The organism is Pseudomonas sp. Z3-6, from assembly GCF_051131985.1.
Classification (GTDB): Bacteria; Pseudomonadota; Gammaproteobacteria; order Pseudomonadales; family Pseudomonadaceae; genus Aquipseudomonas; species Aquipseudomonas zanjanensis.
In genome coordinates this window covers 4,963,099-4,989,427 of the sequence record NZ_CP071644.1, presented here as the reverse complement: position 1 = coordinate 4,989,427, position 26,329 = coordinate 4,963,099, and the positions used below count along the sequence as shown (strand labels likewise).

Annotated in this window: 27 protein-coding genes; 12 read left to right on the top strand and 15 right to left on the bottom strand. The window is 61.6% G+C overall.

Features of this window, described 5'->3' with window-relative positions; genetic code table 11:
• Position 1: 1 nt before the first annotated feature.
• Entirely contained in the window at positions 2–316 is a 315-nt protein-coding gene (locus J3P88_RS21520; protein ID WP_092166820.1) for a DUF883 family protein, read from the bottom strand.
• Positions 317–644: 328 nt separating this feature from the next.
• Between J3P88_RS21520 and J3P88_RS21515 the strand changes: the two genes are divergently transcribed.
• Positions 645–1,853, top strand: coding sequence for an ammonium transporter (locus J3P88_RS21515; RefSeq protein WP_434571520.1), 1,209 nt, complete (start codon positions 645–647; stop codon positions 1,851–1,853).
• Between the two features lie 19 nt (positions 1,854–1,872).
• On the opposite strand, the gene J3P88_RS21510 is transcribed toward J3P88_RS21515, so the two are convergent.
• Positions 1,873–3,585 carry a cation:proton antiporter gene (locus J3P88_RS21510; RefSeq protein ID WP_434571518.1) on the bottom strand — a complete coding sequence of 571 codons (1,713 nt, stop codon included), beginning with the start codon at positions 3,583–3,585 and terminating at the stop codon, positions 1,873–1,875.
• Positions 3,586–3,773: 188 nt separating this feature from the next.
• Between J3P88_RS21510 and J3P88_RS21505 the strand changes: the two genes are divergently transcribed.
• The 3 genes from J3P88_RS21505 (at position 3,774) to J3P88_RS21495 (ending at position 5,384) form a co-directional block, all read left to right on the top strand.
• Positions 3,774–4,010: a glutaredoxin family protein gene (locus J3P88_RS21505; protein ID WP_186705335.1), complete on the top strand. Its 237-nt coding sequence runs from the start codon at positions 3,774–3,776 to the stop codon at positions 4,008–4,010.
• Positions 4,011–4,101: 91 nt separating this feature from the next.
• Complete coding sequence (locus tag J3P88_RS21500) at positions 4,102–4,422, top strand: transcriptional regulator (RefSeq protein WP_186705334.1); 321 nt, start codon at positions 4,102–4,104, stop codon at positions 4,420–4,422.
• 71 nt (positions 4,423–4,493) lie between these two features.
• Complete coding sequence (locus J3P88_RS21495; protein WP_434571516.1) at positions 4,494–5,384, top strand: pseudouridine synthase; 891 nt, start codon at positions 4,494–4,496, stop codon at positions 5,382–5,384.
• Positions 5,385–5,766: 382 nt separating this feature from the next.
• Here J3P88_RS21495 and J3P88_RS21490 read toward each other — a convergent pair whose 3' ends face one another.
• Both J3P88_RS21490 and mobA read right to left on the bottom strand, forming a co-directional pair.
• A complete protein-coding gene (locus tag J3P88_RS21490; protein ID WP_186705332.1) occupies positions 5,767–5,988 on the bottom strand; it encodes a YgdI/YgdR family lipoprotein in 222 nt (73 codons plus the stop codon).
• 75 nt (positions 5,989–6,063) lie between these two features.
• The gene (gene mobA / locus J3P88_RS21485; RefSeq protein WP_434571513.1) at positions 6,064–6,666 is read right to left on the bottom strand and encodes a molybdenum cofactor guanylyltransferase MobA; all 603 of its coding nucleotides are present in this window, start codon (positions 6,664–6,666) and stop codon (positions 6,064–6,066) included.
• Positions 6,667–6,744: 78 nt separating this feature from the next.
• Here mobA and moaB point away from each other — a divergent pair, with 78 nt between their 5' ends.
• Complete coding sequence (gene moaB, locus J3P88_RS21480) at positions 6,745–7,284, top strand: molybdenum cofactor biosynthesis protein B (protein WP_053120541.1); 540 nt, start codon at positions 6,745–6,747, stop codon at positions 7,282–7,284.
• A gap of 22 nt (positions 7,285–7,306) precedes the next feature.
• Positions 7,307–8,494 carry a molybdopterin molybdotransferase MoeA gene (locus J3P88_RS21475; protein ID WP_434576579.1) on the top strand — a complete coding sequence of 396 codons (1,188 nt, stop codon included), beginning with the start codon at positions 7,307–7,309 and terminating at the stop codon, positions 8,492–8,494.
• 59 nt (positions 8,495–8,553) lie between these two features.
• On the opposite strand, the gene J3P88_RS21470 is transcribed toward J3P88_RS21475, so the two are convergent.
• The gene (locus J3P88_RS21470) at positions 8,554–8,862 is read right to left on the bottom strand and encodes a hypothetical protein (RefSeq protein WP_434571511.1); all 309 of its coding nucleotides are present in this window, start codon (positions 8,860–8,862) and stop codon (positions 8,554–8,556) included.
• 309 nt (positions 8,863–9,171) lie between these two features.
• Here J3P88_RS21470 and yegS point away from each other — a divergent pair, with 309 nt between their 5' ends.
• Positions 9,172–10,089 carry a lipid kinase YegS gene (gene yegS / locus J3P88_RS21465; RefSeq protein ID WP_434571509.1) on the top strand — a complete coding sequence of 306 codons (918 nt, stop codon included), beginning with the start codon at positions 9,172–9,174 and terminating at the stop codon, positions 10,087–10,089.
• On the opposite strand, the gene J3P88_RS21460 is transcribed toward yegS, so the two are convergent.
• The 3 genes from J3P88_RS21460 to J3P88_RS21450 form a co-directional block, all read right to left on the bottom strand.
• The gene (locus J3P88_RS21460; RefSeq protein ID WP_186705329.1) at positions 10,073–10,732 is read right to left on the bottom strand and encodes a response regulator; all 660 of its coding nucleotides are present in this window, start codon (positions 10,730–10,732) and stop codon (positions 10,073–10,075) included. The genes yegS and J3P88_RS21460 overlap by 17 nt on opposite strands.
• Entirely contained in the window at positions 10,729–11,622 is an 894-nt protein-coding gene (locus tag J3P88_RS21455) for a sensor histidine kinase (protein WP_186705376.1), read from the bottom strand. Before J3P88_RS21455 ends, J3P88_RS21460 begins: the two co-directional genes overlap by 4 nt.
• Positions 11,623–11,842: 220 nt before the next feature.
• Complete coding sequence (locus J3P88_RS21450) at positions 11,843–12,310, bottom strand: hypothetical protein (protein ID WP_186705328.1); 468 nt, start codon at positions 12,308–12,310, stop codon at positions 11,843–11,845.
• A 479-nt stretch (positions 12,311–12,789) separates the two neighbouring features.
• Between J3P88_RS21450 and J3P88_RS21445 the strand changes: the two genes are divergently transcribed.
• On the top strand, positions 12,790–13,713 hold the full coding sequence (locus J3P88_RS21445; RefSeq protein WP_053120553.1) for a chemotaxis protein CheV: 924 nt from the start codon (positions 12,790–12,792) through the stop codon (positions 13,711–13,713).
• A 71-nt stretch (positions 13,714–13,784) separates the two neighbouring features.
• Positions 13,785–14,594 (top strand): MOSC domain-containing protein, encoded by an 810-nt coding sequence (locus J3P88_RS21440; protein WP_434571506.1) that lies wholly within the window; start codon positions 13,785–13,787, stop codon positions 14,592–14,594.
• A 166-nt stretch (positions 14,595–14,760) separates the two neighbouring features.
• Here J3P88_RS21440 and J3P88_RS21435 read toward each other — a convergent pair whose 3' ends face one another.
• The 6 genes from J3P88_RS21435 to J3P88_RS21410 form a co-directional block, all read right to left on the bottom strand.
• Positions 14,761–15,045, bottom strand: a complete 285-nt coding sequence (locus tag J3P88_RS21435; RefSeq protein WP_014337306.1) for a pyrimidine/purine nucleoside phosphorylase — start codon at positions 15,043–15,045, stop codon at positions 14,761–14,763.
• Between the two features lie 93 nt (positions 15,046–15,138).
• On the bottom strand, positions 15,139–15,681 hold the full coding sequence (locus tag J3P88_RS21430; RefSeq protein WP_186705326.1) for an exonuclease domain-containing protein: 543 nt from the start codon (positions 15,679–15,681) through the stop codon (positions 15,139–15,141).
• A gap of 62 nt (positions 15,682–15,743) precedes the next feature.
• On the bottom strand, positions 15,744–17,714 hold the full coding sequence (locus J3P88_RS21425; RefSeq protein WP_434571503.1) for an acetyl/propionyl/methylcrotonyl-CoA carboxylase subunit alpha: 1,971 nt from the start codon (positions 17,712–17,714) through the stop codon (positions 15,744–15,746).
• Between the two features lie 156 nt (positions 17,715–17,870).
• Entirely contained in the window at positions 17,871–19,028 is a 1,158-nt protein-coding gene (gene atuD / locus J3P88_RS21420) for a citronellyl-CoA dehydrogenase (protein WP_434571501.1), read from the bottom strand.
• A gap of 26 nt (positions 19,029–19,054) precedes the next feature.
• Complete coding sequence (gene atuC / locus J3P88_RS21415) at positions 19,055–20,671, bottom strand: geranyl-CoA carboxylase subunit beta (protein ID WP_434571499.1); 1,617 nt, start codon at positions 20,669–20,671, stop codon at positions 19,055–19,057.
• 178 nt (positions 20,672–20,849) lie between these two features.
• Positions 20,850–22,640: an acyclic terpene utilization AtuA family protein gene (locus J3P88_RS21410; protein WP_434571497.1), complete on the bottom strand. Its 1,791-nt coding sequence runs from the start codon at positions 22,638–22,640 to the stop codon at positions 20,850–20,852.
• A 180-nt stretch (positions 22,641–22,820) separates the two neighbouring features.
• Between J3P88_RS21410 and J3P88_RS21405 the strand changes: the two genes are divergently transcribed.
• The 3 genes from J3P88_RS21405 to J3P88_RS21395 all read left to right on the top strand — a co-directional run bounded on the left by J3P88_RS21405 (position 22,821) and on the right by J3P88_RS21395 (position 25,422).
• A complete protein-coding gene (locus J3P88_RS21405) occupies positions 22,821–23,444 on the top strand; it encodes a TetR/AcrR family transcriptional regulator (RefSeq protein WP_434571495.1) in 624 nt (207 codons plus the stop codon).
• A 117-nt stretch (positions 23,445–23,561) separates the two neighbouring features.
• Positions 23,562–24,338, top strand: a complete 777-nt coding sequence (locus J3P88_RS21400) for a substrate-binding periplasmic protein (protein ID WP_434576575.1) — start codon at positions 23,562–23,564, stop codon at positions 24,336–24,338.
• A 70-nt stretch (positions 24,339–24,408) separates the two neighbouring features.
• Positions 24,409–25,422, top strand: a complete 1,014-nt coding sequence (locus J3P88_RS21395; protein ID WP_434571493.1) for a GNAT family N-acetyltransferase — start codon at positions 24,409–24,411, stop codon at positions 25,420–25,422.
• 136 nt (positions 25,423–25,558) lie between these two features.
• Here the strand turns inward: J3P88_RS21395 and J3P88_RS21390 are convergent, their stop codons facing one another.
• Positions 25,559–26,107, bottom strand: coding sequence for an RNA polymerase factor sigma-70 (locus J3P88_RS21390; protein ID WP_092327046.1), 549 nt, complete (start codon positions 26,105–26,107; stop codon positions 25,559–25,561).
• Positions 26,108–26,329: the final 222 nt, after the last annotated feature.

Here is a 26,329-nt window from a genome sequence, read left to right as displayed (position 1 = left end):
ATCAGCGCCGTGTTGCCAACAGACCAATCAGAAAACCAACGCCCGCGGCGATGCCCACCGATTGCCAAGGGTTGGCCTGTACGTACTCCTCGGTGGCGACTACCGCAGCCTGGCCGCGTTCGCGCATGGAATCTTCGGTCAGCTTGAGTGTTTCGCGGGCGCGCAGGAGGGTTTCGTGGATCTGGCTGCGTAGTGCATCGGCTTGATCGCCTGCCAGCGTCGCGGTGTGATCGAGCAAGCGCTCCGTGTCGCTGACCAGCGTCTGGAAATCTTCCATCAGAATTTCTTGAGCAGTCTTTGCCTGGGTTCTGGCCATGGGTGAATCTCCGTAAGTGACGTCTGAAGCGTTCGAGTATGAGCCTTGCCGGAAGGTTCAGTGCAAGTGGCTGGTACAACTTTTGCTCAGGCTTGCGCCATGTACTGGTGCGTTAGCCCGTGCCAGTGCGCTGAAGCTGGGCGCAGGCCCGTAAAACCTTAACCCAAATAATTAAAACCCGCGAAGCGGGGCTTCGTTTGCCCGTTCTGGTGCACCAAAGCGGTTCATCGACCTGTATCCGGTCGTTGGTCCGTTTCAACTTGGTGCGTTTGTGAGGTGAGCGAACCGGCTTGGTGCTTTTTTCAACTTTTTCAGGTCTGCCAACACCATGGAAAATATGCAAAGTGCCGTGGACAGTCTGGTCCACAGCTCCAACACGCTGTTCATCCTGCTCGGCGCGGTCATGGTCCTGGCCATGCATGCCGGCTTCGCGTTCCTGGAGGTGGGAACGGTCCGGCAAAAGAACCAGGTCAATGCGTTGTCGAAAATCCTCAGCGATTTTGCGGTCTCGACCCTGGCCTATTTCTTTGTCGGCTATTGGATTTCCTACGGCGTGACCTTCCTGCAACCGGCAGCGGTGCTCAATGTCGATCATGGCTACAGCCTGGTGAAGTTCTTCTTCCTGCTGACCTTTGCTGCGGCGATCCCAGCCATCATTTCCGGCGGTATTGCCGAGCGCGCGCGGTTCGCCCCGCAGTTGTGCGCCACGGTGCTGATCGTGGCGTTTGTCTATCCGTTTTTCGAAGGTTTGGTCTGGAACGGCAATTTCGGCCTGCAGGCCTGGCTGCAAGCCCGGTTCGGTGCCAGTTTCCATGACTTCGCCGGTTCCGTGGTGGTGCATGCCATGGGTGGGTGGCTGGCGCTGGCCGCCGTGCTCTTGCTCGGCCCGCGTAATGGCCGCTACCGGGACGGTCGCCTGGTGGCGTTCGCGCCTTCGAGCATTCCATTCCTGGCCCTGGGCTCGTGGATCCTGATTGTCGGCTGGTTCGGCTTCAACGTGATGAGTGCCCAGACTTTGCCAGGGGTAAGCGGGTTGGTCGCGATCAATTCGTTGATGGCGATGGTGGGCGGTACCGTGGCGGCATTGATTGTCGGGCGCAATGACCCAGGTTTCCTGCACAACGGCCCGCTGGCCGGGCTCGTGGCCGTCTGCGCCGGTTCCGACCTGATGCACCCGGTGGGTGCGCTGGCCACCGGTGCCATTGCCGGTGCCCTGTTTGTCTGGTGCTTCACGGCAGCCCAGGGCAAATGGAAGATCGACGATGTGCTCGGCGTCTGGCCGCTGCATGGGCTGTGCGGGGTTTGGGGCGGCGTTGCCTGTGGCGTCTTTGGCCAGAGTGCCTTGGGCGGCCTGGGTGGGGTCAGCCTGATCAGCCAGTTGATCGGCACGGCGCTGGGCGTGGTCATCGCCCTGGCCGGTGGGTTCGCGGTTTATGGCGCCATCAAGGTTGTGCTGGGGCTGCGCCTGACCCAGGAAGAAGAGTATTACGGCGCCGACCTGTCGATTCACAAGATCGGCGCGGTCAGCCAGGACTGATCGCTGCATTAGCGGTCGCTTAAGGCTCCTTGTCTTGGTTGCCAGGGTAAAAACCGTGGAGCAGGCGGTAGCGGTCGTGGCGGACCTGATCCACGTGATGCCGGACCTGCTGTTCAGGCAGGCCGAGCATGATCAAGGCGTGGGAGGCCAGCATCAGGCTCGACTCCAACAGCTCGGGGACCACTTCGCTGGCCCCGGCCGCCTGCAACTCGGCCAGTTGGCTGTCGTCACGGGTGCGCACCAGAATCGGCACCTGTTGGTTGATCCGCCGGGCCGCCTGGAGCACGGTGATGGCGATGTCGGTCTTGTCCACCGCGATCACCAGCAGCCGGGCGCGGTTCAAGCCCACGGCGGTGAGCAAGTCCCCTCGTCGGGAATCGCCATAATGCACGCAGTTCTCGCCGACGGTGGCTTCCTGGATGATCACCGGGTCGTCATCCAGGGCGACGAACGCCTGGCCTTCGCGACGCAGGAAGCGTCCGATGGACTGGCCGACGCGTCCGTAGCCGCAAATCACCACATGATTCGACAACCCGGCATTGAGTGCGCTGATCTGGTCCAGTTGTGCCTCTTCGTTGGGTTTGCGATGCAGGCGTGCGGCGATGCGTGGCGCCGCGCGCAGCAGCAACGGGGTCAGCAGCATCGAGCAGAACGTCGCAGCCAGCAGCAGGCCGCTGATGTCGGCGGGCATGAGTCGGTTCTGCTGCATCAGCGCCATCAAGGCAAAGCAGAATTCGCCGCCCTGGGCCAAGGCCAGGCCGCTGCGCCAGGCGGTTTCACGGTCGCTGCCGCGCCATTTCACCAGGACGGCGACCACGCAGCCCTTGATGAGCATCAAGCCGAGGGTCAATCCCAGGATCAACAGGCCATCATCAAGGAACAGTTGCAGGTCGATCAGCATGCCGATGCTGACAAAAAACAGCCCCAGCAGGATGTCACGGAACGGGCGTATATCGGCCTCGATCTGATGCCGGTAGTGGCTTTCCCCCAGCAGCATGCCCGCCAGGAAGGCGCCCAGGGCCGGCGATAATCCGAGCAGGTGGGTCAGCCATGCCGTCAGCAGCACGATCACCAGGGCCAGCAGCACGAACAGTTCCGCGGACCGGGACGCCGCCACTTCATGGAACAGCCGTGGCAGCAGCAATCGGCTGGCCAGCAGCAGGCCGCCAAACAACACCAGGGTCTTGCCCAGGGTCAGGGGCAGCGCCCAATACCATGGGTGCTCGCTACTGCCGGCGAAGACCGGCACCAGGGTCAACAGCAGCACCGCGACAACGTCCTGGAACAACAACACACCGATGGCGTTCTGGCCGTGGCTGCTGAAGATCTCGCCCAGGCTGGTCAACTCCTTGCTGACAATGGCCGTGGAGGACAAGGCCAGCCCGGCGCCGAGCAGCAACGCGGCGATCGCTGGGGCGCCGCATAAAGCGAGCAATCCTGCCAGCAGCGCTCCCGAGCACAGCACCTGCAGGCTGCCCAGGCCGAACACGACCCGGCGCAGTTCGAGCATTTTCGACAGGGAAAACTCCAGGCCCAACGAGAACAGCAGGAACACCACCCCAAGCTCGGCCAGGTCTGGCAATTCTTCGCTGTCGTTGACCCAGTCCAGCGCGGTAGGGCCGACCGCCAGCCCGACGCAGAGATAACCCAGCACCGGTGGAAGGCGCAGCCGCCTGAACAGGGCGATGACCACCAGGGACGAGGCGAGGATGATCAGCAGGTTGGCAAACAAGGGGAACTCCGTTTCAAGGTACAACGCACAGCGTAGAAGGGAAAACGCGACAAGCGTCGCTGGAAAAGCATTTGCGTTCAGTGATTTGCATCAGCGTTTTACCGAAACACCCTGAAGCGAGCCAGCGACTCGACGGTTTTCCGAGGCGAGCCTAGAATGACCGTCTATCTTTTTTGGGTCTACCCGCCATGCCTCCTGAATGCCAATTGTTCGGTACCCTGGGGTGCCATCTTTGCGAAGTCGCCGAAGCTGAACTGATGCCTTTGGTCGAACATGGATTGTTGGTGGAATTGGTGGACATTTCAGAACGTGAAGACTGGGTCGAGGACTATGGGCTGCGTATTCCCGTGCTGCGCAGGCTGGATACCGGTGCCGAGCTGGACTGGCCCTTCGATACCGAACAGATCGTGACATTCCTCCGTTGAACGGCTCGTTCGTCAGTTCCTGACACTGTGGTTGGCGAAAATATCGCGCTTCGGTTACTGTATGCCCATACAGCTATCTGGAGTGCACCCCTTGGTCAATGTCGAACAACTGAAAGCCAGCGTAAACAGGATGTCCGCGGACGTTGTGCATGAGGCGGTCCTGGAGCTTCGCCTGGATGGCTTGGTGACCGAAGGCAAGACACCCTTCAATAAACTGCACTTCAATACCTGCTTCGCCGAAATCGAAGCGTTGTTCCAGCGCGCCGGCTATCACAAGCAGTTGGATGTGGTGGGTTACCAGGGCTTGCTGTACGCGCTCTACGATCCGGGTCGCTGGGAGGCGGTGGACGTACTGCGCTGGTTGAAAGAGTTCACCGAAGCGGCGGCAAAACCGACGTCGGCCACGGCGTAAAGCAATCATCGCTGGGCTGGCTGGGGCGACTGTCGGATAATGCCGGCATGCCAAATATCCAAGAGTTTTTAATGTCCGGTTCATCGTTTTCCGCCGCTCAGCATCAGGCCAGTACGTTGTACCTGCCGCCCGGTTCCTGGCCGACGGTGTTGGAATGCCTGTGCGAGCATTTCAGCGCCATCAGCCGTGAACAGTGGCTGGACCGGATCGCCCGGGGCCGGGTATTGGACGCGGAGGGCAAGGCGATCCCTGTCGACTTGCCGTACCGCGAAGGTTTGCGCATCCACTACTTCCGGGAAGTACCCGACGAGAAACCGATTCCGGTGGTGGAGTCGATCCTATACGCCGACGAGCACCTGGTGGTGGCAGACAAACCGCATTTTCTGCCCGTCACTCCGGCGGGCGAGTATGTCGAGCAAACCTTGTTGCGACGGTTGATCCGGCGGCTGGACAATCCGCATCTGGTGCCCCTGCACCGCATCGATCGGCATACGGCCGGGCTGGTGTTGTTTTCGGCCAACCCGCAAACCCGTTCGGCGTATCAGTCATTGTTCCCGACACGGCGAATCGAGAAACGCTACCAAGCCATTGCCCGTGCGTTGCCTGGGTTGAACTTTCCCCTGGTGCATAAAAGCCGGATGATTGATGGCGAACCGTTCTTCCGGATGCAGGAAGGGCAGGGCGAGCCCAATACCGAAACGGCCATTGAAGTGTTGGAAAGGAAGGGTGAGTTGTGGCGTTATGGCTTGTATCCGGTTACGGGTAAGAAGCATCAATTGCGGGTTCACATGAATGCCCTTGGGGCGGGGATCTGCAATGATCCGTTTTATCCGGATGTGCTTCGGGATGTTGAGGATGATTATGCCAATCCTTTGAAATTGCTGGCTCAGGGGTTACGTTTTGTTGATCCGGTGAGTGGTCGGGAGCGGGTGTTCGAGAGTGGTATTTCGTTGCAGTGGTAGTTGGTTTAGAACCCGCTATAACTGCGTGAAGTTTTGATTTTTTCGTTAGGAGCAAGAGCAGGGCACACGCTGGTATCTATGTGGCCGAGCCACCGCTATCGCGAGCAAGCTCGCTCCCACATTGGATTTTCAGCAGGCCCAAGGCCCATGTGCACCGCACAACCTGTGGGAGCGAGCCTGCTCGCGAAGAGGCCGGCCCATCCAACGCCACCGCAAACTGACACACCGCTTTCGCGAGCAAGCCCGCTCCCGCAGGGGTAACACGGTCTCACCAATAACCAGGTCGGCTAGCCTAAAACCAAAACCAAGCCCCAAAAAAAACCGGCGCTTCCCTCTTCAGGAAACGCCGGTTTTTAACAACATCGGGCAGCAGCGTTACAGATTACAAATCCTTAACGGTACGAACCTGATCCTTGTTCACGCGAGTCTGCTTGCCATCCAGTTGTTCGAATTCGTAGAAGCCGCTTTCTTCATCGAAATGTGGGGTATCGACGGCCTGGATTTCGCGACCGTCATTCAAGGTGATCACCGTTGGCGAAGCGCACCCGGCAAGGGTGGCGAGGCCCAGAGCGAGCATGAACGTGGCGAGGGTCCGTTGTGTCATGGTGTTTCTCCGAAATGGATTCTTCAAGTTACTGACCTTCAGACGTATACATTGCGCGCAAGTTCCTGGCTAGTGTCAATCTGACACGCCTTTATGTCGGGCCAATAGTTCCGGGGTGTTCAGATTGGCCAGTCGCGGATCATCGGCAGGGCATTGCAAGGCAACGGCGTGCAGCGCGCGCATGATGCGGCCGGGGCTGCGTTCGCCTTCGCTCCAGGCCTGTTCGAAGCGTGCTGCCAGGGTCAACGGGATGACGCACAGCAGCGGTTCCCAATGCGCGCCGTGGCGCACCATCAACGGTTGGTCGGGGTGCTGGCTGGCCGTCCTGCGCATATTGTCGAGCAGGCTTGCGTCGATTTGCGGCACGTCGCATGGCAGCACCAGTAGATACGGGTATCTCGCGGCCTTCAGACCTGCGCGGATGCCCGCCAATGGCCCGGGAAAATCACCTTCCTCATCGTGCACCAACTTATCGGCATACGGCGCATAACGTTGCGCATTGCGGTTGCAGGAAATGATCAGGTCATCGCTCATGGCGCGGGTCTGGCGATGGAGATGGGCAATCAGCGGTTCCCCTTGCCATTGCACCAGCCCTTTGTCCTGGTCGCCCATGCGTTGTCCGCGCCCACCGGCCAGGAGCAGAATGGAGCAGGATGGCAGTGGCGTTTCCGAGGTCATGGCGTGTCTCCGCACGGGCGAAAAAATGAAGCGCTGTGATATAACACCGGGCTGTTTCCTTCACAACTGGACGAGCCTATGAAAGCCAAGGCTGATGTACCTTTCGTGCCGCTCAATATCGCGGTGCTGACAGTCAGTGACACCCGTACCCTGGAAACCGATACGTCCGGGCAGGTCTTCGTCGATCGGCTCACGGCGGCGGGTCACAACCTGGCGGCACGGGTCCTGCTCAAAGATGATTTGTACAAGATCCGAGCACAAGTCGCGACCTGGATTGCCGAGGACGTGGTGCAAGTCGTGCTGATCACCGGCGGCACCGGTTTCACGGGGCGTGACAGTACGCCGGAAGCCGTCACGTGCCTGCTGGACAAGCAGGTCGATGGCTTTGGCGAGTTGTTCCGGCAGATATCCGTGGCCGACATCGGCACTTCCACTGTGCAGTCCCGTGCGCTGGCTGGCCTAGCCAATGGCACGCTGGTATGTTGCCTGCCAGGGTCGACCAACGCGGTGCGTACCGGATGGGATGGGATCCTGGCCGAACAATTGGATGTGCGGCATCGGCCATGCAACTTTGTGGCTCATTTGAAACAGGCAGCCCCTTGTGAATCCCGTGGGTAAACCGGGTAAGGCCGGCGCCTTGATGGCCGTTGAGGTGGCGCTGGAACGGCTGCTCAAGATGGCGGCGAGCACACCGATTGTCCAACGCGAGCGTTTGCCGTTGGCCGAGGCATCAGGGCGAGTGCTGGCCGAGGACCTGGTATCGACCCTTGACTTGCCGCCATGGCCCAACAGCGCCATGGACGGCTATGCCTTGCGGCTGGCGGACTGGAGCGGCGAGCCGTTGGTGGTCAGCCAGCGGATTTTTGCCGGGCAGGCGCCGGAGCCGCTGGCCGCTGGCACGTGCGCGCGGATCTTCACGGGGGCGCCAGTCCCTGCTGGCGCTGATTGCGTCGAGATGCAGGAAAATGCCGTGGTTGAAAGCGACCAGCGGGTGCGGTTTACCGAGCCCATGGTCAGTGGACAGAACATTCGTCCTCAAGGACAGGAGACCACCGTTGGCGAGCAGGTCCTCTCTGCCGGCACTCGCCTGGGGCCGATCGAGCTGGGCTTGGCGGCGTCCTTGGGCTGCGCATCGCTGGACGTGGTGCGCAAGGTCCGCGTCGCCGTTCTGTCCACGGGTGATGAGCTGGTTGAGCCCGGCCAGGCACTGGGGCCTGGTCAGATCTATAACAGTAACCGCGTGCTGCTGTGTGGTTGGCTACAACGCCTGGATTGTGAGGTGGTTGATGCCGGTATTCTGCCCGACGATTTGCCTGCCACCCGCGAGCGTCTGGCGCAGTTGTCGGATGTCGATCTGATCCTGTCCACCGGTGGTGTCTCGGTGGGGGAGGCGGACTTCCTCGGCATCGCCTTGCGTGAGGACGGTGAGCTGACACTGTGGAAGCTCGCCATCAAGCCAGGTAAGCCGCTGACGTTCGGGCATTACCGTGGCGTGCCGGTCATAGGCCTACCTGGAAATCCCGCGTCGACCCTCGTGACGTTCGCACTGCTGGCAAGGCCTTACCTGTTGAGACGCCAAGGCGTTCAGTCGGTGACGCCGCTCAAGTTCAAGGTGCCGGCCGGTTTCGCCTGGCCGAAGGCGGGCAGTCGCCGAGAATACCTGCGAGGCCGCATGGAGAATGGTCGAGCGGTCATCTACCGGAATCAGAGCTCGGGGGTCCTGCGCAGCGCGGCCTGGGCCGAAGGATTGGTCGAAGTGCTCGAAGGACAGACGCTGGTGGAGGGTGACGAAGTGGGCTTCATCCCCTTGAGCGAAGTCCTGGGCTAGCATGCCTACCAGGTGTTCTCCGGCCCGAGTGGGACGCTCGGGCCGTTGCGCGCCTCACCTTATCGCGTGAGCAGTATCACCAACTGATCGAATCGGTTGTTGGCGACCCAGCCCAGCAGGCCGAGCACCACCGCCGCGGCGCCAGCCGAATAGGCCAGCCTGTGGCGGATCACCTTGACGTCGGTACGAATTTCATCCATGTCTTTACGGATGTATTTGAGGTGGGTTTCCAGTTCAACGACGCGCGGTTCCAAATCAATTCCTCCAGCGGGATTACTGCAACTTTTGCATTCGTTTCGAGTATCGGCCTGCCCGCTTCCAAAGGACGCGAGCTGCCGGGGAGACAGCTTGTATTCACGGTTATGCATGGGACGGTCCATCCCCATAACTGTTCGAGCGAGTGATCCGGCCCCTGCGGGCCGTAACGTATCCATCCATGGGAGCATGCTTCCTTGTGTGGTGAGGTTTAAGCGATCCAGCAAAACATGAACCCAAGGTGTCTCAATACCACTGGAGGGTCAATTGAGCTGATTCGCCAGATCCTGTAAGAAAACTCTTCGAATCAGGGCGCGTTGATCGGACGAGCCGTCCTGCGCTTCTAAAATAATGAGGTGTACTGGGCTTTTTCGCTCGAATGAGCGGTCCCATGCCTGAACCTTCCAATGACGGAGACCACGATGAGCAAAGGCAAGGCGCTGTTGATTTTGCATGGCAAGCAAGCGCTCAACGAAGAGGTTCGCTCGGCCGTGATGCTCAAGCGCGAGCAGGGCTGGGACTTGGCGGTACGGTTGACCTGGGAAGCCGGTGATGCCCAGCGCTGGGTCGATGAAGCGCTGGCTGCCGGATATACGCGACTGATCGCTGGCGGCGGTGATGGGACCTTGCGTGATATCGCCGAAGCGATCGCTCATAAGTCCAGCGATGCCAGCCTGGTCCTGTTGCCGCTGGGCACGGCCAACGATTTCGCCCGGGCGGCCGGTGTGCCGCTGGAACCTGCGCAAGCCATGGATTTATTGGACGTTGCGCCGCGGGCCGTTGACGTGGGCGAAGTCGGCGGGCGGATTTTCCTGAACATGGCCACCGGTGGTTTCGGCAGCCAGGTGACGGCGAACACCTCCGAGGACCTCAAGAAGGTCCTGGGCGGCGCTGCCTATCTGTTCACGGGCCTGTCGCGATTCAGTGAGCTCAGTGCCGCCTATGGTGAGTTGCAGGGGCCCGATTTCCACTGGCAGGGCGATTTGCTCGCGCTGGGCATCGGTAATGGCCGGCAGGCGGGGGGAGGCCATGTGCTGTGCCCGGAGGCGTTGGCGGATGATGGATTGCTGGACATCAGCATCCTGCCGGCACCCCAGGAAGTGGTCAGCACCTTGAAGGACTTGCTCGCGGGCGGCCTGGGCATCGACAACATGTTTGTCCGCGCGCGCTTGCCCTGGGTGGAGATCAAGGTCGCGCAAGGCCTGGACATCAATCTCGATGGCGAGCCGTTGCAGGTCGATACCCTGCGCTTCACTGTCCGTCCAAAGGCGTTGCGGCTGCACCTGCCGTCCGATTCGCCGCTGTTGGGCGGCGCGACGGCGCTCAATCGTCCAGGCTGATGATTTGCTCGCGCACCGCGAACAGCACAAGGCCGGCCACGTCATGGATCTGTAGGCGCTTCATGATTTGCGCCCGGTGGGTTTCCACGGTCTTGATGCTCAGGTTCAGGCCGTTGGCGATTTCCCGGGTGGACTTGCCGCGCACGATCAGCCGCAGGATCTCCAACTGGCGTGCGGTCAGGTTATGGGTCTGGGCTGGGTCCGGCTGATGTTTCTGGACACGGGTCAGCGCCTGGTTGATCACGGTATGGGCGATGGCCGGGCTCAGGTAGCGTTCGTTGTTGCGCAGCGCCTCCAGGGCGTGTTTCAGCTCAGTGGCGGTGGTGTCCTTGAGCAGATAGCCATGGGCTCCGTATTCCAGCGCCTGCATGATCAGCGCCGGATCCGTATGCATCGACAGGATGAGCACCTTGCTGTGGGGGCGCACCCGCTTGAGCTGCTGCAAGGCGTCCAGGCCACTGGTGTCCTTCATGGAAATGTCCAGCAGCACGATGTCGGGGTTCAGTCGTTCCACCAACTCCACCAAATGCGTGCCGTCATTGGCTTCGCCGATCACGGCATAACCTGGGATATCCATGACCAGGGCTCGTACGCCGGCCCTGATCAGGGAGTGGTCATCTACCAGAAGCAAATTACAAATCAAAGGAGAACCTTATTCTTACTGGCTCGTTCCAGGGCACGCGGCGCCCAGGGAAAGCGTGCTTCGATGTGCGTGCCTTTGCCGGCCTCGCTGATGACCTTGAGGGTGCCGCCTAATTGTTCGACCCGCTCCGACATGCCGGCCATGCCCCGTTGACCTTCACGAGCGGGGTGGCTGGCGGGCGCAAAACCCAGGCCATCGTCGCTGATCAGCAGGGTCAGGCCGTCGGGCAAGCGTTGCAGGCGTACCAGCAGATTTGTCGCCCGGGCATGGCGCAAGATATTGGTGACCGCTTCCTGGGTGATCCGGAACACCGCCACCGACATCTCCTCCGGGATGCCCGTCATGCGCTGCTGGCAATCGAGGCTCCACTTCACCGGGACGTTGGCCAGGGTCTTGAGCAGATGCGCCCGCAGACTGGCTTCAAGCCCGAGACTGGTCAGTTCCCGCGGATTGAGGATCGCCGATACATCACGGACCTTGTTGAGGGTTTCGTCCAGGGTCTCGCACAGGAGTGCGCACTGGTCTTGCAATTCTTCCGGCATCCGCCGCTTGAGCCATTCGCCTTGCAGTTTCGCCGCGGTCAGCAACTGGCCAATGTCGTCGTGCAATTCACGGCTGAGCCGATGGCGCTCATTCTCCTGGACCTCCAGCAGCCGGTCGGCCAGCTCCTGGGGCTGGAACTTGATGGATTTGCGCGACAATCGATGGTGGATCCAGACACAGCTCAAGGCCGCGACGTTCAGGGCCAGCAGGCCCAGCGGCACCGTGTGGGCGTACAGATAGGCCAGCAGGCAGCCGAGGGTCGAGCAGATGCACAGTAGTAATGTGAAGCGACGGGCGTTATCTCGGGAAGGAGGCCAGGTGATAAATGACTTGAGGCTGGCGTGCATAGCGGATGGAGCCAATGAATGTTCGCTGCGGGCAGGCCGGTCAGCGCATCTGACAGGCCGGGTCGGGTAAACGTATCAGGTCGGAGACGGCTTCGGTCGACGGCTTTTATGGCGCTGTCTTGAAGTGGCTGACGCAGGAGATAGTACCACTTCGCCTATCGCGGGTCGCGCTCGGCATGGTGCCCTGAAGACGCTAAAGTGCAGGCTAATTGCCATCAGATCAGGCTTGTTTCTGGGGGTAGGACACCAACGCCAACGGACGTGACGCGGCCAATGCCTCGCCGGGACTTTGGCCTACCTGGAAAGCGAATGCCTCGATCAAGGAGGTCTGCTCGCTGCTGTCCAGGCCCAACTGGCCGGTGGTGTGATCGACCAGCTCCAATTGCCAGGCCATCAGGGTGAAGCAATCCTTCAAGGCTTCCAGGGCCTGATCATGTAATTCCATGTTTTGCGCGTGGCTGAGCAAACCATGGATGTGCATGGAAAACTCCGAAACGGCTTCCAGCGCCAGGGCATTGGCTTTGTTCGACAGCTTCAGCAAGGTGCTGAGCATGCAATCGATGGCGTCCTTGTCGTTGTTGATCAATTGCAGATGGCTCAGGCATTCCTCCGACTTGGCCAGCAGCGTCTCGGCCTCGATCAGAAATTCGGGAAGACGTTGATTCCAGTTTCTACGATCGTTCGGCATGCTTATCTCCACAACATCATGTCAGGCGAAAGGAAACCGCGTATGGCGAACGGCTGGATCTCAAGGACGACCGCGGGCGGACGCACGACGACACGCCCGCGCCGTTGCGCGAAGGCGAGTTCGCAAACGATTGCACGGATGGGATCGGCCGAAAGGCAGCAGGTCCGATGTCCTGTGGTCGCGCACAAAAGCCTGACTCCGTTCAGCAATGAGAATGGCGTCACATTAATGGCTATTGGAAAGCGGGAATATCAGGTTGGACCTGATTGTGCCTAGGGGAATCCCTTAGGCAGGGGAACTTAGTGCGCAAACCGGAGTCGCGCAGCGGGAAAAACGGGGAATGAGATCGTGAAGCCAGTAAAACATGATGTTAATGTGATATCAATTCCCCGCGCTGTATTTTATCTGGGGTCAAGATTCGGCTCGTGCCGCCGATAGCTGTTTTATTGGATTCATCCGAACAAGCCCAGGAGTCATCGATGGCCGGCATTCTCGACACAGTAGATCAACGAACCCAACTGGTGGGTGAGAATCGCCTGGAAATTCTCATGTTTCGCCTGGCGGGTCGACAGCTTTTCGCCATTAACGTGTTCAAGGTCCAGGAAGTCCTGCAACTGCCGAAGCTGACGTTGATGCCGCAACGTCACCCGTTCGTGTGCGGTGTGGTCAATCTGCGTGGCCAGACGCTGCCGGTGATCGACCTGTCCCAGGCCATTGGCATGCGCCCGTTGGTGCCGGGCGCCAACAGCACCATTATCGTGACTGAATACAACCGCTCGGTGCAGGCATTCCTGGTGGGCGGCGTCGACCGCATCGTCAACATGAACTGGGAAGCCATCCTGCCGCCGCCGACCAGTGCTGGCCGCGAGCACTACCTGACGGCCATCAGCAAGGTGGACGATCAGTTGGTGGAAATCATCGACGTGGAGAAAGTCCTGGCCGAAATCGTGCCGTACAACGCCAAGGTCTCCCGGGACAAACTCGAAGATCCGGTGCTGGAACGTGCCCGCGGCCGCGAAGTGTTGCTGGTGGACGACTCCAATGTGGCGCTCTCGCAACTGCGCGACACCTTGGGTCAACTGGGCGTGAAAATGCACATTGCCAGCGACGGCCTGAAGGCGCTGAACATGCTCAAGGCCTGGGCCGATACCGGCGAGGTCATGACCGATAAATTGCTGATGATCTTCACCGACGCGGAAATGCCGGAAATGGACGGCTACCGCCTGACCACCGAAATCCGTAACGACCCGCGTTTGCGCGGGCTCTATGTCGTACTGCACACCTCGCTGTCGGGCAGCTTCAACGACTCGATGGTCAAGAAGGTTGGCTGCGACAATTTCCTCTCCAAATTCCAGCCGGACAAGCTGGTCGACGTCGTGCGCCAGCGGTTGATGCTCGACTGAAACCGATGGTGGTTTGCTTCAATGGCCGGCTCGTATAAGGTGGCATTTTTTTGCCCCTGGGGAAGTTGAGCATGTTGCGGCTGAGCGCGCTGTATCGGTATCCGTTGAAGTCCGGCAAGGGCCAGCCCTTGTCGGAAATCGGCCTGGACAAGCTCGGGCTGGACGGCGATCGGCGCTGGATGCTGGTGGACGAGGGCACGGGGCGATTCCTGACCCAGCGCGCCGTGGCGAAGATGAGCCAGCTTTCGGCCTTGTGGAACGAGGCGGGGGGCCTGACGCTCAGTGCGCCCGGCCATGGCGCCATCGACGTGTCGTTGCCACCTACCCAGGAAGAGCAGCGGCGCGGTGTGATCATCTGGCGTGACACCTTGCGTGTGCCGGATGCCGGTGACGAGGCCGCGGCCTGGGTCAGTGAATTCATCGGCAACCCTACGCGGCTGGTGCATGTGCCGGTGGAGCTGGCGCGCACCACCGCAGCCGGTTATGGCAAGGACGACGACAAGGTCGCCTTTGCCGATGGTTTCCCCTTGCTGCTAATTGGCCAGGCCTCGTTGCAGGACCTGTCGAGTCGGGTCGGTCGTTCGCTGGAAATGTTGCGCTTTCGTCCCAACCTGGTGGTCGAGGGCAGCGAAGCGTTTGCCGAGGACGGGTGGAAGCGTATTCGTATCGGCGAGGTGGAGTTCCGGCTGGTCAAGCCCTGCTCGCGGTGCATCATGACCACGGTCGATCCGCAAACCGGCGAGCGCGATCCGAATCGCGAACCCTTTGCCACGCTGCAGCAATACCGTTCGACACCGGACGGCGCGATGTTCGGCCAGAACCTGGTCAACGACAGCAACGGTCGGCTTGAAGTCGGCATGCCGGTTGAGGTGCTTGAGTAAAAAGCGCCGTGAATAAAAATGTGTGGCGAGGGAGCTTGCTCCCGCTGGGCTGCGAAGCAGCCCCTAGAACTGCCACCTCGGCGTGTCAGGCCGATTGTGCTAAGCCTTTTGGGACTGCTGCGCAGTCCAGCGGGAGCAAGCTCCCTCGCCACAGGTTGTCGTCGGCTTAGCCGCGGTACTCACACAGGTACGCTGTGTCGACAGCCACTTTGAGCTGGAACTTGCTGTTGGCCGGTACATTGAACTGGCTGCCGGCCTCGAAGGTTTCCCAGTCGGTGCTGTCGGGCAGCTTCACGGTCAGGGCACCGGAGACGACGTGCATGATTTCCCGTTGGGCCGTGCCGAACTCATATTCGCCCGGAGCCATGACGCCGATGGTCGCTGGGCCTTCGGCAGTGCCAAAAGCGATCGACTTGACGGTGCCGTCGAAGTACTCGTTGACTTTGAACATGGGCGATTCCTCGAAAAAGGGGCTGAAAAAGGCCGGCCAGTATGCACAAGGCTGCAACATTCGTCATCTGCCGCGCCGGGCGGCGGACACCGCTCAACCCGGCAGCACCAAGGGCAACAACCGCGCGGTATTGCGGGCATCTTCCAGGGCTCGGTGCTGTTGACCGCAGAATTGCAGGCCAGCCAGTTGCAGTGCGCCATTGAGCCCCAGCGGTCGTTCCAGCCGACGGGCCTTGGCGAAGCGTTGCTTGAGGTTCATGTGCGGCACTTGGCCGAGGACACTGTGTAACCGCTGTTGCTGCCATTCCTGCAGCAGTTGCTTGCGGTCGTAGTCGCCCCAACTGACCCAGCTTTCCAGCTTCGGATGATACGGCGCCAGCCAGCGCTCGAACGCCGGCCAGACTTCGGTCAAGGGCTCGGCGCTGTCGATATTGGCCTGGGTAATATGAGTCAGTTCACGACAGAAAGGCGTGAGCAGCGGGCGTCTCAGGGGCCGCACGAAGCGCTGGAAATGATCCACTTCGCGGCCGTCACGATTCACCAGCGTGGCGCCGATTTCGATAATTTCCATTTCGGTTACCGGCCAGCCACCCTCATCGGTGGTGGCCTCCAGATCAATCACCAGCCAGTGAGGCATCGCAGGGTTCCCGGTATCGGCGTGCTGATGGGTTTGAGCGTAGTCAAACCCCGGGCATCCGACTAGTGGGCTGTTTCGACACGCAACAAAACCTGACGGTTTTTCACTTGGTCACCCCGCTTGACCTGCAATTGCCTGACCACGCCGTCGACGCCGGCCATGAGTGGATGCTCCATTTTCATCGCTTCGAGCACCATCAGCAGTTGGCCTTGGCGCACCGTGCTGCCTTCGCTGACCAGCACCTCGACAATGGCGCCGTCCATGGGCGCCTTGAGCGTTGCGTCGCTGGCGGTGGCCTTGGCGGTGACCGGAGCCAGGGTCCGGTCTTGCAGGTGCAGGCTGCCGGGGCGGGTGGACAGCCAGAGATCGTGGCCATCGAGGCGCCAGGCCTGGCGCTGGCGAATCCCATCGATCATCAGCGACGCGCCATTGGCGTCAACGTCGAGCAGCCTCAGTTCGACCAGGCGTTCGGCACTGCGGATGTTCAAGGTCCCGTCGATTTCGGCCTCAAGGGCCAGCGTCCAGTCGTGTTCACCGAAGCCAATCCTATAATGCCGCGCCGTGCCGACGCTGTTGCGCCACCCGCCCAGGCCGGGGGCATGCCGTGCCTGTGAGGCCTGATAAAACGCTGCCGTGGCGATGGCCAGTTGCTCGGTCGAGGGCTCAATGGGCAGTAGTGCGGGATGATTGGCAAAGTGCTGACCGATGAAACCGGTACCGAAGTCGCCGTCGATGAAGCGCGGATGCGCCAGCAAGCCGGCGAGCAAGCGCTGGTTGCTCTGGACGCCCAGCAGCACGCAATCTTCCACCGCCCGGAGCAATTTGCGCCGGGCGTCTTCGCGGGTGGCGCCATGGGCGATGAGTTTGCCCAACATCGAATCGTAGAACGGTGTGATGGCCTGGCCTTGCAGCAGGCCATGGTCGATTCGCACGCCGTCCTGTATCGGCGGCTCCCAACCGATCAACCGCCCGGCCTGGGGCAGGAAATCCTTCGCCGGGTCCTCGGCGTACAGCCGCACTTGCAGGGCATGGCCGCTAAACGTCACCTGATCCTGACGCAACGGCAGCGGCTTGCCGGCGGCGACATCCACCTGCCAGGCCACCAGGTCCAGGCCAGTGATCAACTCGGTGACGGGGTGTTCGACCTGCAAGCGCGTGTTCATCTCCAGAAAGTAAAATCGACCGTCCGTCGCGAGCAGGAACTCCACGGTCCCGGCACCCACGTAATTCACGGCATGCCCTGCTTTGAGTGCTGCCTCGCCCATGGCCCGGCGCAGGTCGGCGGTCATGACCGGGCAGGGCGCCTCCTCGATGATTTTCTGGTGGCGCCGCTGAATCGAGCAGTCCCGTTCCCCCAGGTGGATCAGTTGACCGTGATGGTCGCCGAAGATCTGCACTTCCACATGCCGTGGATCGATCAACGCCTGTTCAAGAATCAACTCGTCGCTGCCAAAACCGTGCAAGGCTTCCGAGCGTGCGCTGCGCAATTGCTCGAGCATGTCTTCGGGGCCCTGGACCAGGCGCATGCCACGACCGCCGCCACCGGCGCTGGCCTTGATCATCAGCGGGTAGCCGATGCGCTCGGCTTCGCGTTGCAGTGTGTCGTCGTCCTGGGCCGCGCCCTGGTAACCGGCGATGCAGGGAACACCGGCTGCGAGCATGGCGATTTTCGCGCGACGCTTGCTGCCCATCAGGTCGATGGCCTGGGGGCTGGGGCCGATGAAAACCATGCCGGCTTCTTCGCAGGCTTGGGCGAACCCGGCATTTTCCGAAAGAAAGCCGTAGCCGGGGTGGATCGCGTCGGCGCCGCTGCGCCGGGCTGCGTCGAGTATGGCCAAGGGATTGAGGTAGGACTGTTGCACCGGGGCCGGGCCGATCAGCACGGCTTCATCGGCCATGCGCACGTGCAGCGCATCGGCGTCGGCCTCGCTGAACACCGCTACCGTGCGGTAGCCCAGGGCCTGGGCGGTGCGCAGGATGCGACAGGCGATTTCGCCGCGGTTGGCGATGAGGAGTTTGCTGAAGGTGGGCATGGAAGCATTCCTGGCGTTTTGAGCTGTCTGTTCGGGCCCTTTCGCGAGCAAGCCCGCTCCCACAGTTGACCGAGATCATCAGGTAGTCCCAGTTCAATGTGGGAGCGGGCTTGCTCGCGAAGCTTTTCAAACTCCACAACCGAGCGGACAGGGCGCTCACTTGTTCTTCCCCGGCAAAATCCCCATGAGCTTGCAGATGATGCCCAGCATGATCTCGTCCGCACCGGCGCCGATGGACACCAGCCGTACGTCGCGATAGGCCCGGGCGACCGGGTTGTCCCACATGAAACCCATGCCGCCCCAATATTGCAGGCAACTGTCGGTGGTTTCCCGGGCCAGGCGCCCGGCCTTGAGCTTGGCCATGGACGCCAGCCGCGTGACGTCCTGGCCGTTGATGTACTGCTCGGTGGCCTGGTAGACCAGCGCCCGCAGGCATTCGATCTCGCTGGCCAGTTCCGCCAGGCGAAAGTGGATCACCTGGTTGTCGATCAGGGCCGTGCCGAAGGTCTTGCGTTCCTTGCAGTACGCGATGGTGCTGTCGATGCACTGTTCCAGGCCCTTGAGCATGTTGGCCGCGCCGAACAGGCGTTCCTCCTGGAATTGCAGCATCTGCATCATGAACCCGGCGCCTTCCTGGCCAATGCGGTTGCGTTGTGGCACGCGCACGTCGTCGAAAAACACCTGGGCGGTTTCGGAGCTGCGCATGCCGAGTTTGTCCAGGTGCTGTCCGAGGCTGATGCCGGGGCTGTCCATCGGCACCATGATCAGCGATTTGTTGACGTGGGGCTTGTCGTCCGAAGTGTTGGCCAGCAGGCAAATGAAATCGGCGCTCGGCGCATTGGTGATCCACATCTTGCTGCCGTTGATGACGTAGTCGTCGCCATCCTTGCGCGCGGTGGTCTTGAGCCCGGCGACGTCGGAACCGGCGCCGACTTCCGAGACGCCGATGCAGCCCACCTGTTCACCGCGAATGGCCGGGCCCAGGAATGCGTCACGCAACTCATCGGAGCCGAACCGGGCCAGGGCCGGGGTGCACATGTCGGTCTGCACGCCAATGGACATCGGCACACCGCCGCAATGAATGGTGCCGAATTCCTCGGCCGCGACGATCGAATAGCTGTAGTCCAGGCCCATGCCGCCGAATGCCGTCGGCTTGGAAATGCCCAGCAGGCCCAGCTCGCCAGCCTTGCGGAAAATCGCGTGGATGGGGAAACGTCCAGCGCGCTCCCATTCGTCGACGTAGGGGTTGATGTCGCGGTCGACAAATTGGCGAACGGTGCGCCGCAGTGCTTCATGTTCTTGGGTGAAGATCATTCTTATTGTTCTCCTGGAGTCAGCGCTCAGAAACGGGCCACGCCAAAGCTGTTGGCTTGCAATGGCCGCTGTTCGGCCTCGTGACAGATGTCCAGCAGGTAGCCCAGCAATGTGCGGGTGTCACGCGGGTCGATGAGCCCGTCGTCCCACAGGCTGGCGCTGCCGTAGAGGGCGGTGGATTGGCTGTCGAGTTTCTGCGCGGTGGTGTGCTCGAGCAGGTCCAGCATCTTCGGGTTGGGACTCAGGCCGTTCTTGAGTTGCGTGGCCTCGGTGATCATCCGCAGGACCTTGCCGGCCTGGACGCCGCCCATCACGGCGGTGTGGCTGTTGGGCCAGGCGAAGATGAAGCGCGGATCAAGCCCGCGGCCGCACATGGCGTAGTTGCCGGCGCCGTAGGAACCGCCTACGACGACGGTCAGCTTGGGCACCCGGGCATTGGCCACGGCCTGGATCATCTTGGCGCCGTGCTTGATCACCCCTTGTCGCTCGGACTCGGTGCCGACCATGAACCCGGTGGTGTTGTGCAAGAACAGCAATGGCGTGCGGCTCTGGTCGCACAGCTGGATGAACTGCGCGGCCTTGCTGGCGCCCTGGGGCGTGATGGGTCCGTTGTTGCCGATCAGGCCACAGGCATGGCCGCGAATGTGCAGGTGGCCGCAAATCGTCTGGGCGTCGAATTCGCTTTTGAAAGCCAGGAAGTTCGAGCCGTCGGCGATGCGGGCGATGATTTCCCGCACGTCATAGGGCTTCTTCGGGTCGTCGGGCACCAGGCCCAATAATTCGTCGGCGGGGTAGAGCGGCTCGGTCCAGGTTCGTTCGGGTTGTGGCGGCAGTTGTGCGTTCCAGGGCAGCAGGCTGAGGATTTCCCGGGCCAGGCGTACGCCGTCGGCGTCGTTCTCGGCCAGGTATTCGGCGGTGCCGGCCACCTGCGCGTGCATCAGCGCACCACCCAGTTCCTCCTCGCTGGCCACTTCGCCGGTCGCCGCCTTGAGCAACGGCGGCCCGGCGAGGAACAACCGCGCCTTATCGCGCACCACCACCACGTAGTCCGACAAACCCGGCTGATAGGCCCCGCCGGCCGTGGCCGAGCCATGCACCACGGTGATCTGCGGCAGGCCCATGGCCGACATACGTGCCTGATTGGCGAAGCAGCGTGCGCCTTCGACGAAAATCTGCGCGGCGTAATTGAGATTGGCGCCGCCACTTTCGGCCAGGGTGATGACCGGCAGTTTGTTTTCCATGGCGATCTGTTGCAGGCGCAGGGTCTTGAGCAAGCCGCTGGGGGAAATCGTGCCGCCCTTGATCGCGCTGTTGTTGACCACCACCAGCACCCGCGTCCCGGACACGTAGCCGATCCCGGCGATCAGGCCGCCGCCGGCCTGGCTGCCATCCTTGTCGTCATGGAGTTTGTAGCCGGCCAGGCTCGCCAGCTCAAGAAATGGCGCGCCGGGATCCAGCAGCAGGTTCAGGCGTTGGCGCGGCAGCAGTTGGCCGCGCCGCTCGAATTTGCCCTGGGCCTGGGCCGCTTTCTCCACCACGGCCTGTTCGAGCTGGCGCAGTTGTTCGACGCCGGCCCGCATCGCCGTGTAATGGCGTGCGAAGTCAGCGCTGTGGGGATCCAGGTGCGATTCGATGACCGGCATGCAGACTCCTCGTGTTGGAACGGATTAGCCGAACCCCTGTGGCGAGGGAGCTTGCTCCCGCTGGGTTGCGCAGCGACCCCGGCTTTTTTGCGATTGCTGCGCAATCGAGCGGGAGCAAGCTCCCTCGCCACAGGTTTCACAGGTGCTGCTGATCGTTCATTTGCCATGGCGACCGTCCTTAGCCGACCTGATCGGCAACGTGTTGCGGCACTGGTATCTGGATCTCCAGCAATTGCTGGGCGAACGCCTTGCCCTGGGGGTCGATGCGCAGGCTGGCGACACCGCCGCCACCGAGGGCGTTTTCCAGCAGGAAATTCAAACTGTGGGTGCCCGGCAGGTACCAGCGTTCGACCCGGCCCAACTGCGGGTCGAGCACGTGGCTCATCCAGTCGACCATCGCCTCCGGCGTCAGCGCTTCGGCGATCCAGGGCAGGTATTCGGGCTCGCGGGCAATCACGCCAATGTTGCTGTGGTTGCCCTTGTCGCCAGAGCGCGCCACCGCCAGTTTGATCAGCGGCACGCTGGCGTCGGCCCGGCCCTGGGGCTTGGGCAGGTCCGGGGCGACCGGCAGGCCGGTGATGTCCAGCGGTTCGAGGGCGGGCAGGGGACACGGGTGGCGCTGGCCGTCAAACTCGATGTCGAGCCGGCAAGTGGCTTTGTCGATCAGGAACGAGAACAGGCGAATCAACGGCGACACCGTCGGCCGGCCACCGACCAGGCCGGTCAGTCCCGGCGCCATGCCGGTGGCGGCCTGGGCGATTTCCCTGGAAAAGAGCACCAACGGTTGTTTGTCCGGGTGTCGTACCGCCAGTTTGATGACCACCTCACGGCTGTCCCGGCGCTGGCCGTGTGGGCCGTAAGTGGCTTCGCTGCCCAGCAGTTCGATGTTCACTTCGCTGAAGGGCGCCCAGCCACGCTGGCGCAATAGCTGCGAGGTCTTGGCGAGGAGCGCCTGGCTGACCCGTTCAGCCTTGGCCACGGCATCGATGCCGGCGATCAGGCACGTGGCGGTGCAGCGCCAGCCGTCCAACCAGGTGGCGCAGACCTTGTACCGGTCGCTGGGCGGCAGGCCCTTGGCCCCATGGACACGCACGGCGTGCTTGCCCTGCTGGGTCAATCTGACCTGGCTGAAATCACAGATCACGTCCGGCAGCAGGTAACCTTGCGGATCGCCGATTTCGTAGAGCAACTGCTCGCCAACGGTCAGCGGCGTGACCAGTCCACCGCTGCCTTCGGGCTTGGTGACGATAAATTGGCCGTCGGCGCTGGCTTCGACGATGGGGAAGCCAATGTGCTCGAAATCCGGCACTTGCTGCCAGTCGGTGAAATTGCCGCCGGTGCACTGGGCACCGCACTCAATGAGATGCCCCGCCAACGCGGCCTGGGCCAATCTATCGTAATCGTCCCAGGCCCAGCCGAACTCATGCACCAGGGCGGCGCTGACCACGGCGCTGTCCACCACCCGCCCGGTGATCACCACATCGGCGCCCAGGCGCAACGCTTCGACGATACCGGGCGCGCCGAGGTAGGCATTGATGGACACGCACGCGGGCGGCAGGGGCTCGCCGCTGGACATCTCGCTGATGCCTTGGGCGGCGAGCCGTTCGCCTTGCGGTTGCAGGTCATCGCCCAGCAGCACGGCGATTTTCAGTGGTACGCCGGCCTGATCGCAGGCAGCTTGCAAGGCGCTCGCGCAGGCCTGGGGATTGACTCCGCCGGCGTTGCTGACGACGCGGATCCGGTCGTCATGCAATCGCTTGAGCAGCGGGGCGAGGACCTCGATGAAGTCCGTGGCATAGCCGCTCGACGGGTCCTTCAAGCGCGCTCCGGCCATGATCGACATCGTCACCTCGGCCAGATAGTCGAATACCAGGTAATCCAGCTTCCCGCCCTCGACCAGTTGCGCCGCCGCGGTGCAGGTATCGCCCCAAAAGGCACTGGCGCAACCGATACGGATCGTTTTTGGCATGGTGTTCCCTCCGGCAAAGGTGGTTCGAGACTACCAAGCAAGCGCTTGGTTTGTAAACGCTGTCCCGTACTTGTGGCCGAGCGCTTGCTTGGTTGCCTCGCTCGGCTTAAATTGCCCGCGCCACCGATGGTTTGACGGGCAATGGCGGCGCGTTGGTTGATCGACTGTAGGAGAGAATGGGTGGACGAGCAAAAAGCCTTGGACGTGATGCGTGAGCTGGTCGACAGCGGGCAACTGACCGACCCGGACAGTGCTCGCGGCAAACTGCTCCAGACCGCCGCCCATCTGTTTCGCAACAAGGGCTTCGAGCGCACCACGGTGCGCGACCTGGCCAGTGCCGTGGGCATCCAGTCGGGCAGCATCTTTCACCATTTCAAAAGCAAGGATGAAATCCTGCGGGCGGTGATGGAAGAAACCATCCGCTACAACACGGCGCTGATGCGCGCCGCCCTCGCCGAGGTCGACAGCGTACGCGGGCGGGTGCTGGCGCTGATCCGCTGCGAATTGCAGTCGATCATGGGCGGCACGGGCGAGGCCATGGCCGTGCTGGTCTACGAATGGCGTTCGCTTTCGGATGACGGACAGCGGCAGGTACTGGCCCTGCGTGACATTTATGAAGACTTGTGGCTGGAGGTTCTGGGCCAAGCCAAGGAGGCCGGGTATATTCGCGGGGACGTGTCCATTACTCGACGGTTCCTCACGGGGGCGTTGTCCTGGACCACCACCTGGTTTCGCGCCGAAGGCAACTTGAGTCTCGATGAACTGGCCGAGCAGGCCCTGATCCTGGTGCTTGAAGAAGAATAATAATCGAACGGTGCTTCGAAGGGCCGTGTGGCTGGCTAAGCGGCTGAAACCGCCTAGCTTGATTGTAGTGACGGGACTTTTGGGGAGTGGGTTATCTTGACGTTTTCGCCGATGGGGATGACCTCGCGTGTGCTACTGGCTGCTTTGGCCGCTTTCCTGGCGTTGCCGATCGAGGCGGCGCAACAGGTGCGGATCGGCGCGGCGCATTTTCCGCCCTATACCGTTCGTCCCGAGAACGGCGCCGACACCGGCCTGCTGCCGCAGATGGTGGAGGCTCTGAACCAGTCGCAAAGCGACTATCAATTCGTGCTGGTGCCGACGTCGATCCCGCGCCGCTTCAATGATTTCAAGCAAGGCCGGGTCGACATGGCGATTTTCGAGAACCCCGAATGGGGTTGGCAGGATGTGCCACACACTGCCGTGGACATGGGCCTGGAGGATGCGGAGGTCTTCGTCGCCCAGCGCCAGCCGGATCGCCAGCAAAGTTATTTCGCCGACCTCAGGGGCAAGCGCCTGGCGTTGTTCAGCGGTTACCACTACGCCTTTGCCCAATTCAACCCCGACCCCAAGTTCCTCGCCGGCCAATACAACGCCACGCTGACGTATTCCCATGACAGCAACCTGCTGATGGTGTTGCGCGGGCGGGCGGATATCGCCCTGGTGACCCGTTCGTACCTCAACGATTACGTGTTGCGCAACCCGGAAGTCGGCCCGCAATTGCTGGTCTCCGAACGCATCGATCAGGTTTACCACCATTACGCGTTGATCCGGCCACAGGCGCCCATTTCCAGTGAAGCGTTCGCGCAGTTGCTGCAAAAGCTGGGAGACAACGGTCAACTGCTGAAGATTTTCCAGCCGTACCAGATCCAGCTGGTGCCCACGCATTCCCATTGACGGTGACACTAAATTTCCCTTCCCGGCTCACGTCCCACGTTGACTACCGACGAATACGCGAGCCGCTCTTATGTCCAACCTCAACCAGCCGACGACGCTGCCCTTGCCCGGTGGTCGTCGCCTCGGCGCCGATGAAACCGAACGCCACCTGAGCCTGATGCTCGAGGGCGCGCCGCTGATCCGGCTGCGCCTGGTGCGCGGTCCCGAGTTGCATGTGCATTTACAGGAAATCAACGACCGTCCGATGGGCCCGGCGTTGTGGGCGGCCTGCTATTGGCTGTTCGCCCGCGATCCCGAGTGTCAGCGCCTGACCTGGCACCTCGACGAGCGCCCTGGTGAAGCCTTGCTCAGCGGTTTACTGACGGGCACCGAACGTGCCGGTGAATACCGCTGCGAGCGCACACTGTTCTGGCAATTGCCGCAGCCGTGGCTGGGGGAGTCGTTCAGCGGCAGTTACCCGCAACAGATGGTCATCACCGATGGTCGTCGCCATCCACGCCGGCCGATCAAGCCGCGCGGTGAGGTGTACCGGCGTTTCGATGCGCGGCTGGGGGCCTGGGTGTCCTTGCGCACCCTGGAAGTCGAGCAGGACCTGGAACGTTTCAACCGCTGGCAGAACAGCCCGCGGGTGGCGAGTTTCTGGCAGGAAGAGGGCAGCCTGGAGCAGCATCGCGAGTACCTGGGCAAGCTGCAGGCCGATCCGCGGGTCTTGACCCTGATCGGTTGCTTCGATGATCAGCCGTTCGCTTACTTCGAAGCCTATTGGGCCAAGGAAGATCGGATCGCGCCGTTCTATGAGGCCGACCACTATGACCGCGGCATCCATATGCTGGTGGGCGAAGAGCAGCACCGCGGGCCGCACAAGGTGGCGAGCTGGCTATCGGCGCTGGTGCACTACCTGTTTCTGGACGACCCGCGCACCCAGCGCGTGGTCGCCGAGCCCCGGGCCGACAATGCGCGGATGATCGGGCACTTGCATAACCAGTGCTTTCATTGCGAGAAGGAATTCGATTTTCCCCACAAGCGCGCGGCGCTGATGATCCTGGGACGTGAGCGGTTCTTTGATCGGTGTGGGTTGATGTGAGGTTTGGCGACATGTGAACTTCTGTGGGAGCGGGCTTGCTCGCGAAAGGGGCGGACCAGTCACCATTGATGTCGACTGTCAGGCCCCATTCGCGAGCAAGCCCGCTCCCACAGGTGCCTCGGTGAACCAGTAAGCATTACCGCCGGGCGAAGGTATCCCCGCGAACCCCCGACACCTTGCGGCAATGCACCAGCGCGTCGCGGATCATGAAGTTCACCAGGGTCGGCGAGACGCCCAGTTCCTTGGCGATGTCCTTCTGCGGCACGCCGTGCAGCCGGTACATCTCGAAGGCATAGCGGGTGCGGCTGGGCAGTTCGGTCAGCGCGTCGGCGATGTGCTCCAGCGTGGAGAAGTTGATATGGGAGGTTTCTGGCGAAGCACCCTGGATCACCACGTTCAGCCCTTCCTCTTCCGGCCCCGAGTATCGCTGTTCCAGCGCCTGCTTGCGGTAGTGGTCGATCGCCAGGTTGCGCACGATCTGAAACAGATAACTGAGCTGCGCCTTGAACGAGGAGGTGATTTGTGGCGCCGATTGCAGCCGGAAAAAAGCGTCCTGCACCACATCTTCCGCGCGGGACCGACAGCCGGTAATGCGCGCCGCGATCTTGACCAGGATCAGTCGGTTATCGACGAACGCCTGGAGTAACGGTGAGTCGCACCTGCTTGTGGATACTTGTTCCGTCATGGAATTCACCTTGCTGCAAAAAGTTAGCGGGACGTCCGGATGCCGGACCCGTCCTACACATCGAGCGCCAAATTAGGCTTAATGATAATGATTGTCAATTGAGAAGAAGAATTATTGATGCAATAAAGTCCAGCCTCGGCGCCGCGACCCATTGCCGCGGCGCCTGGCTGCCGGATGCTTCGCGGCAGGCCTTGGTGAGTCAGCTACCCGACTAATTATTTG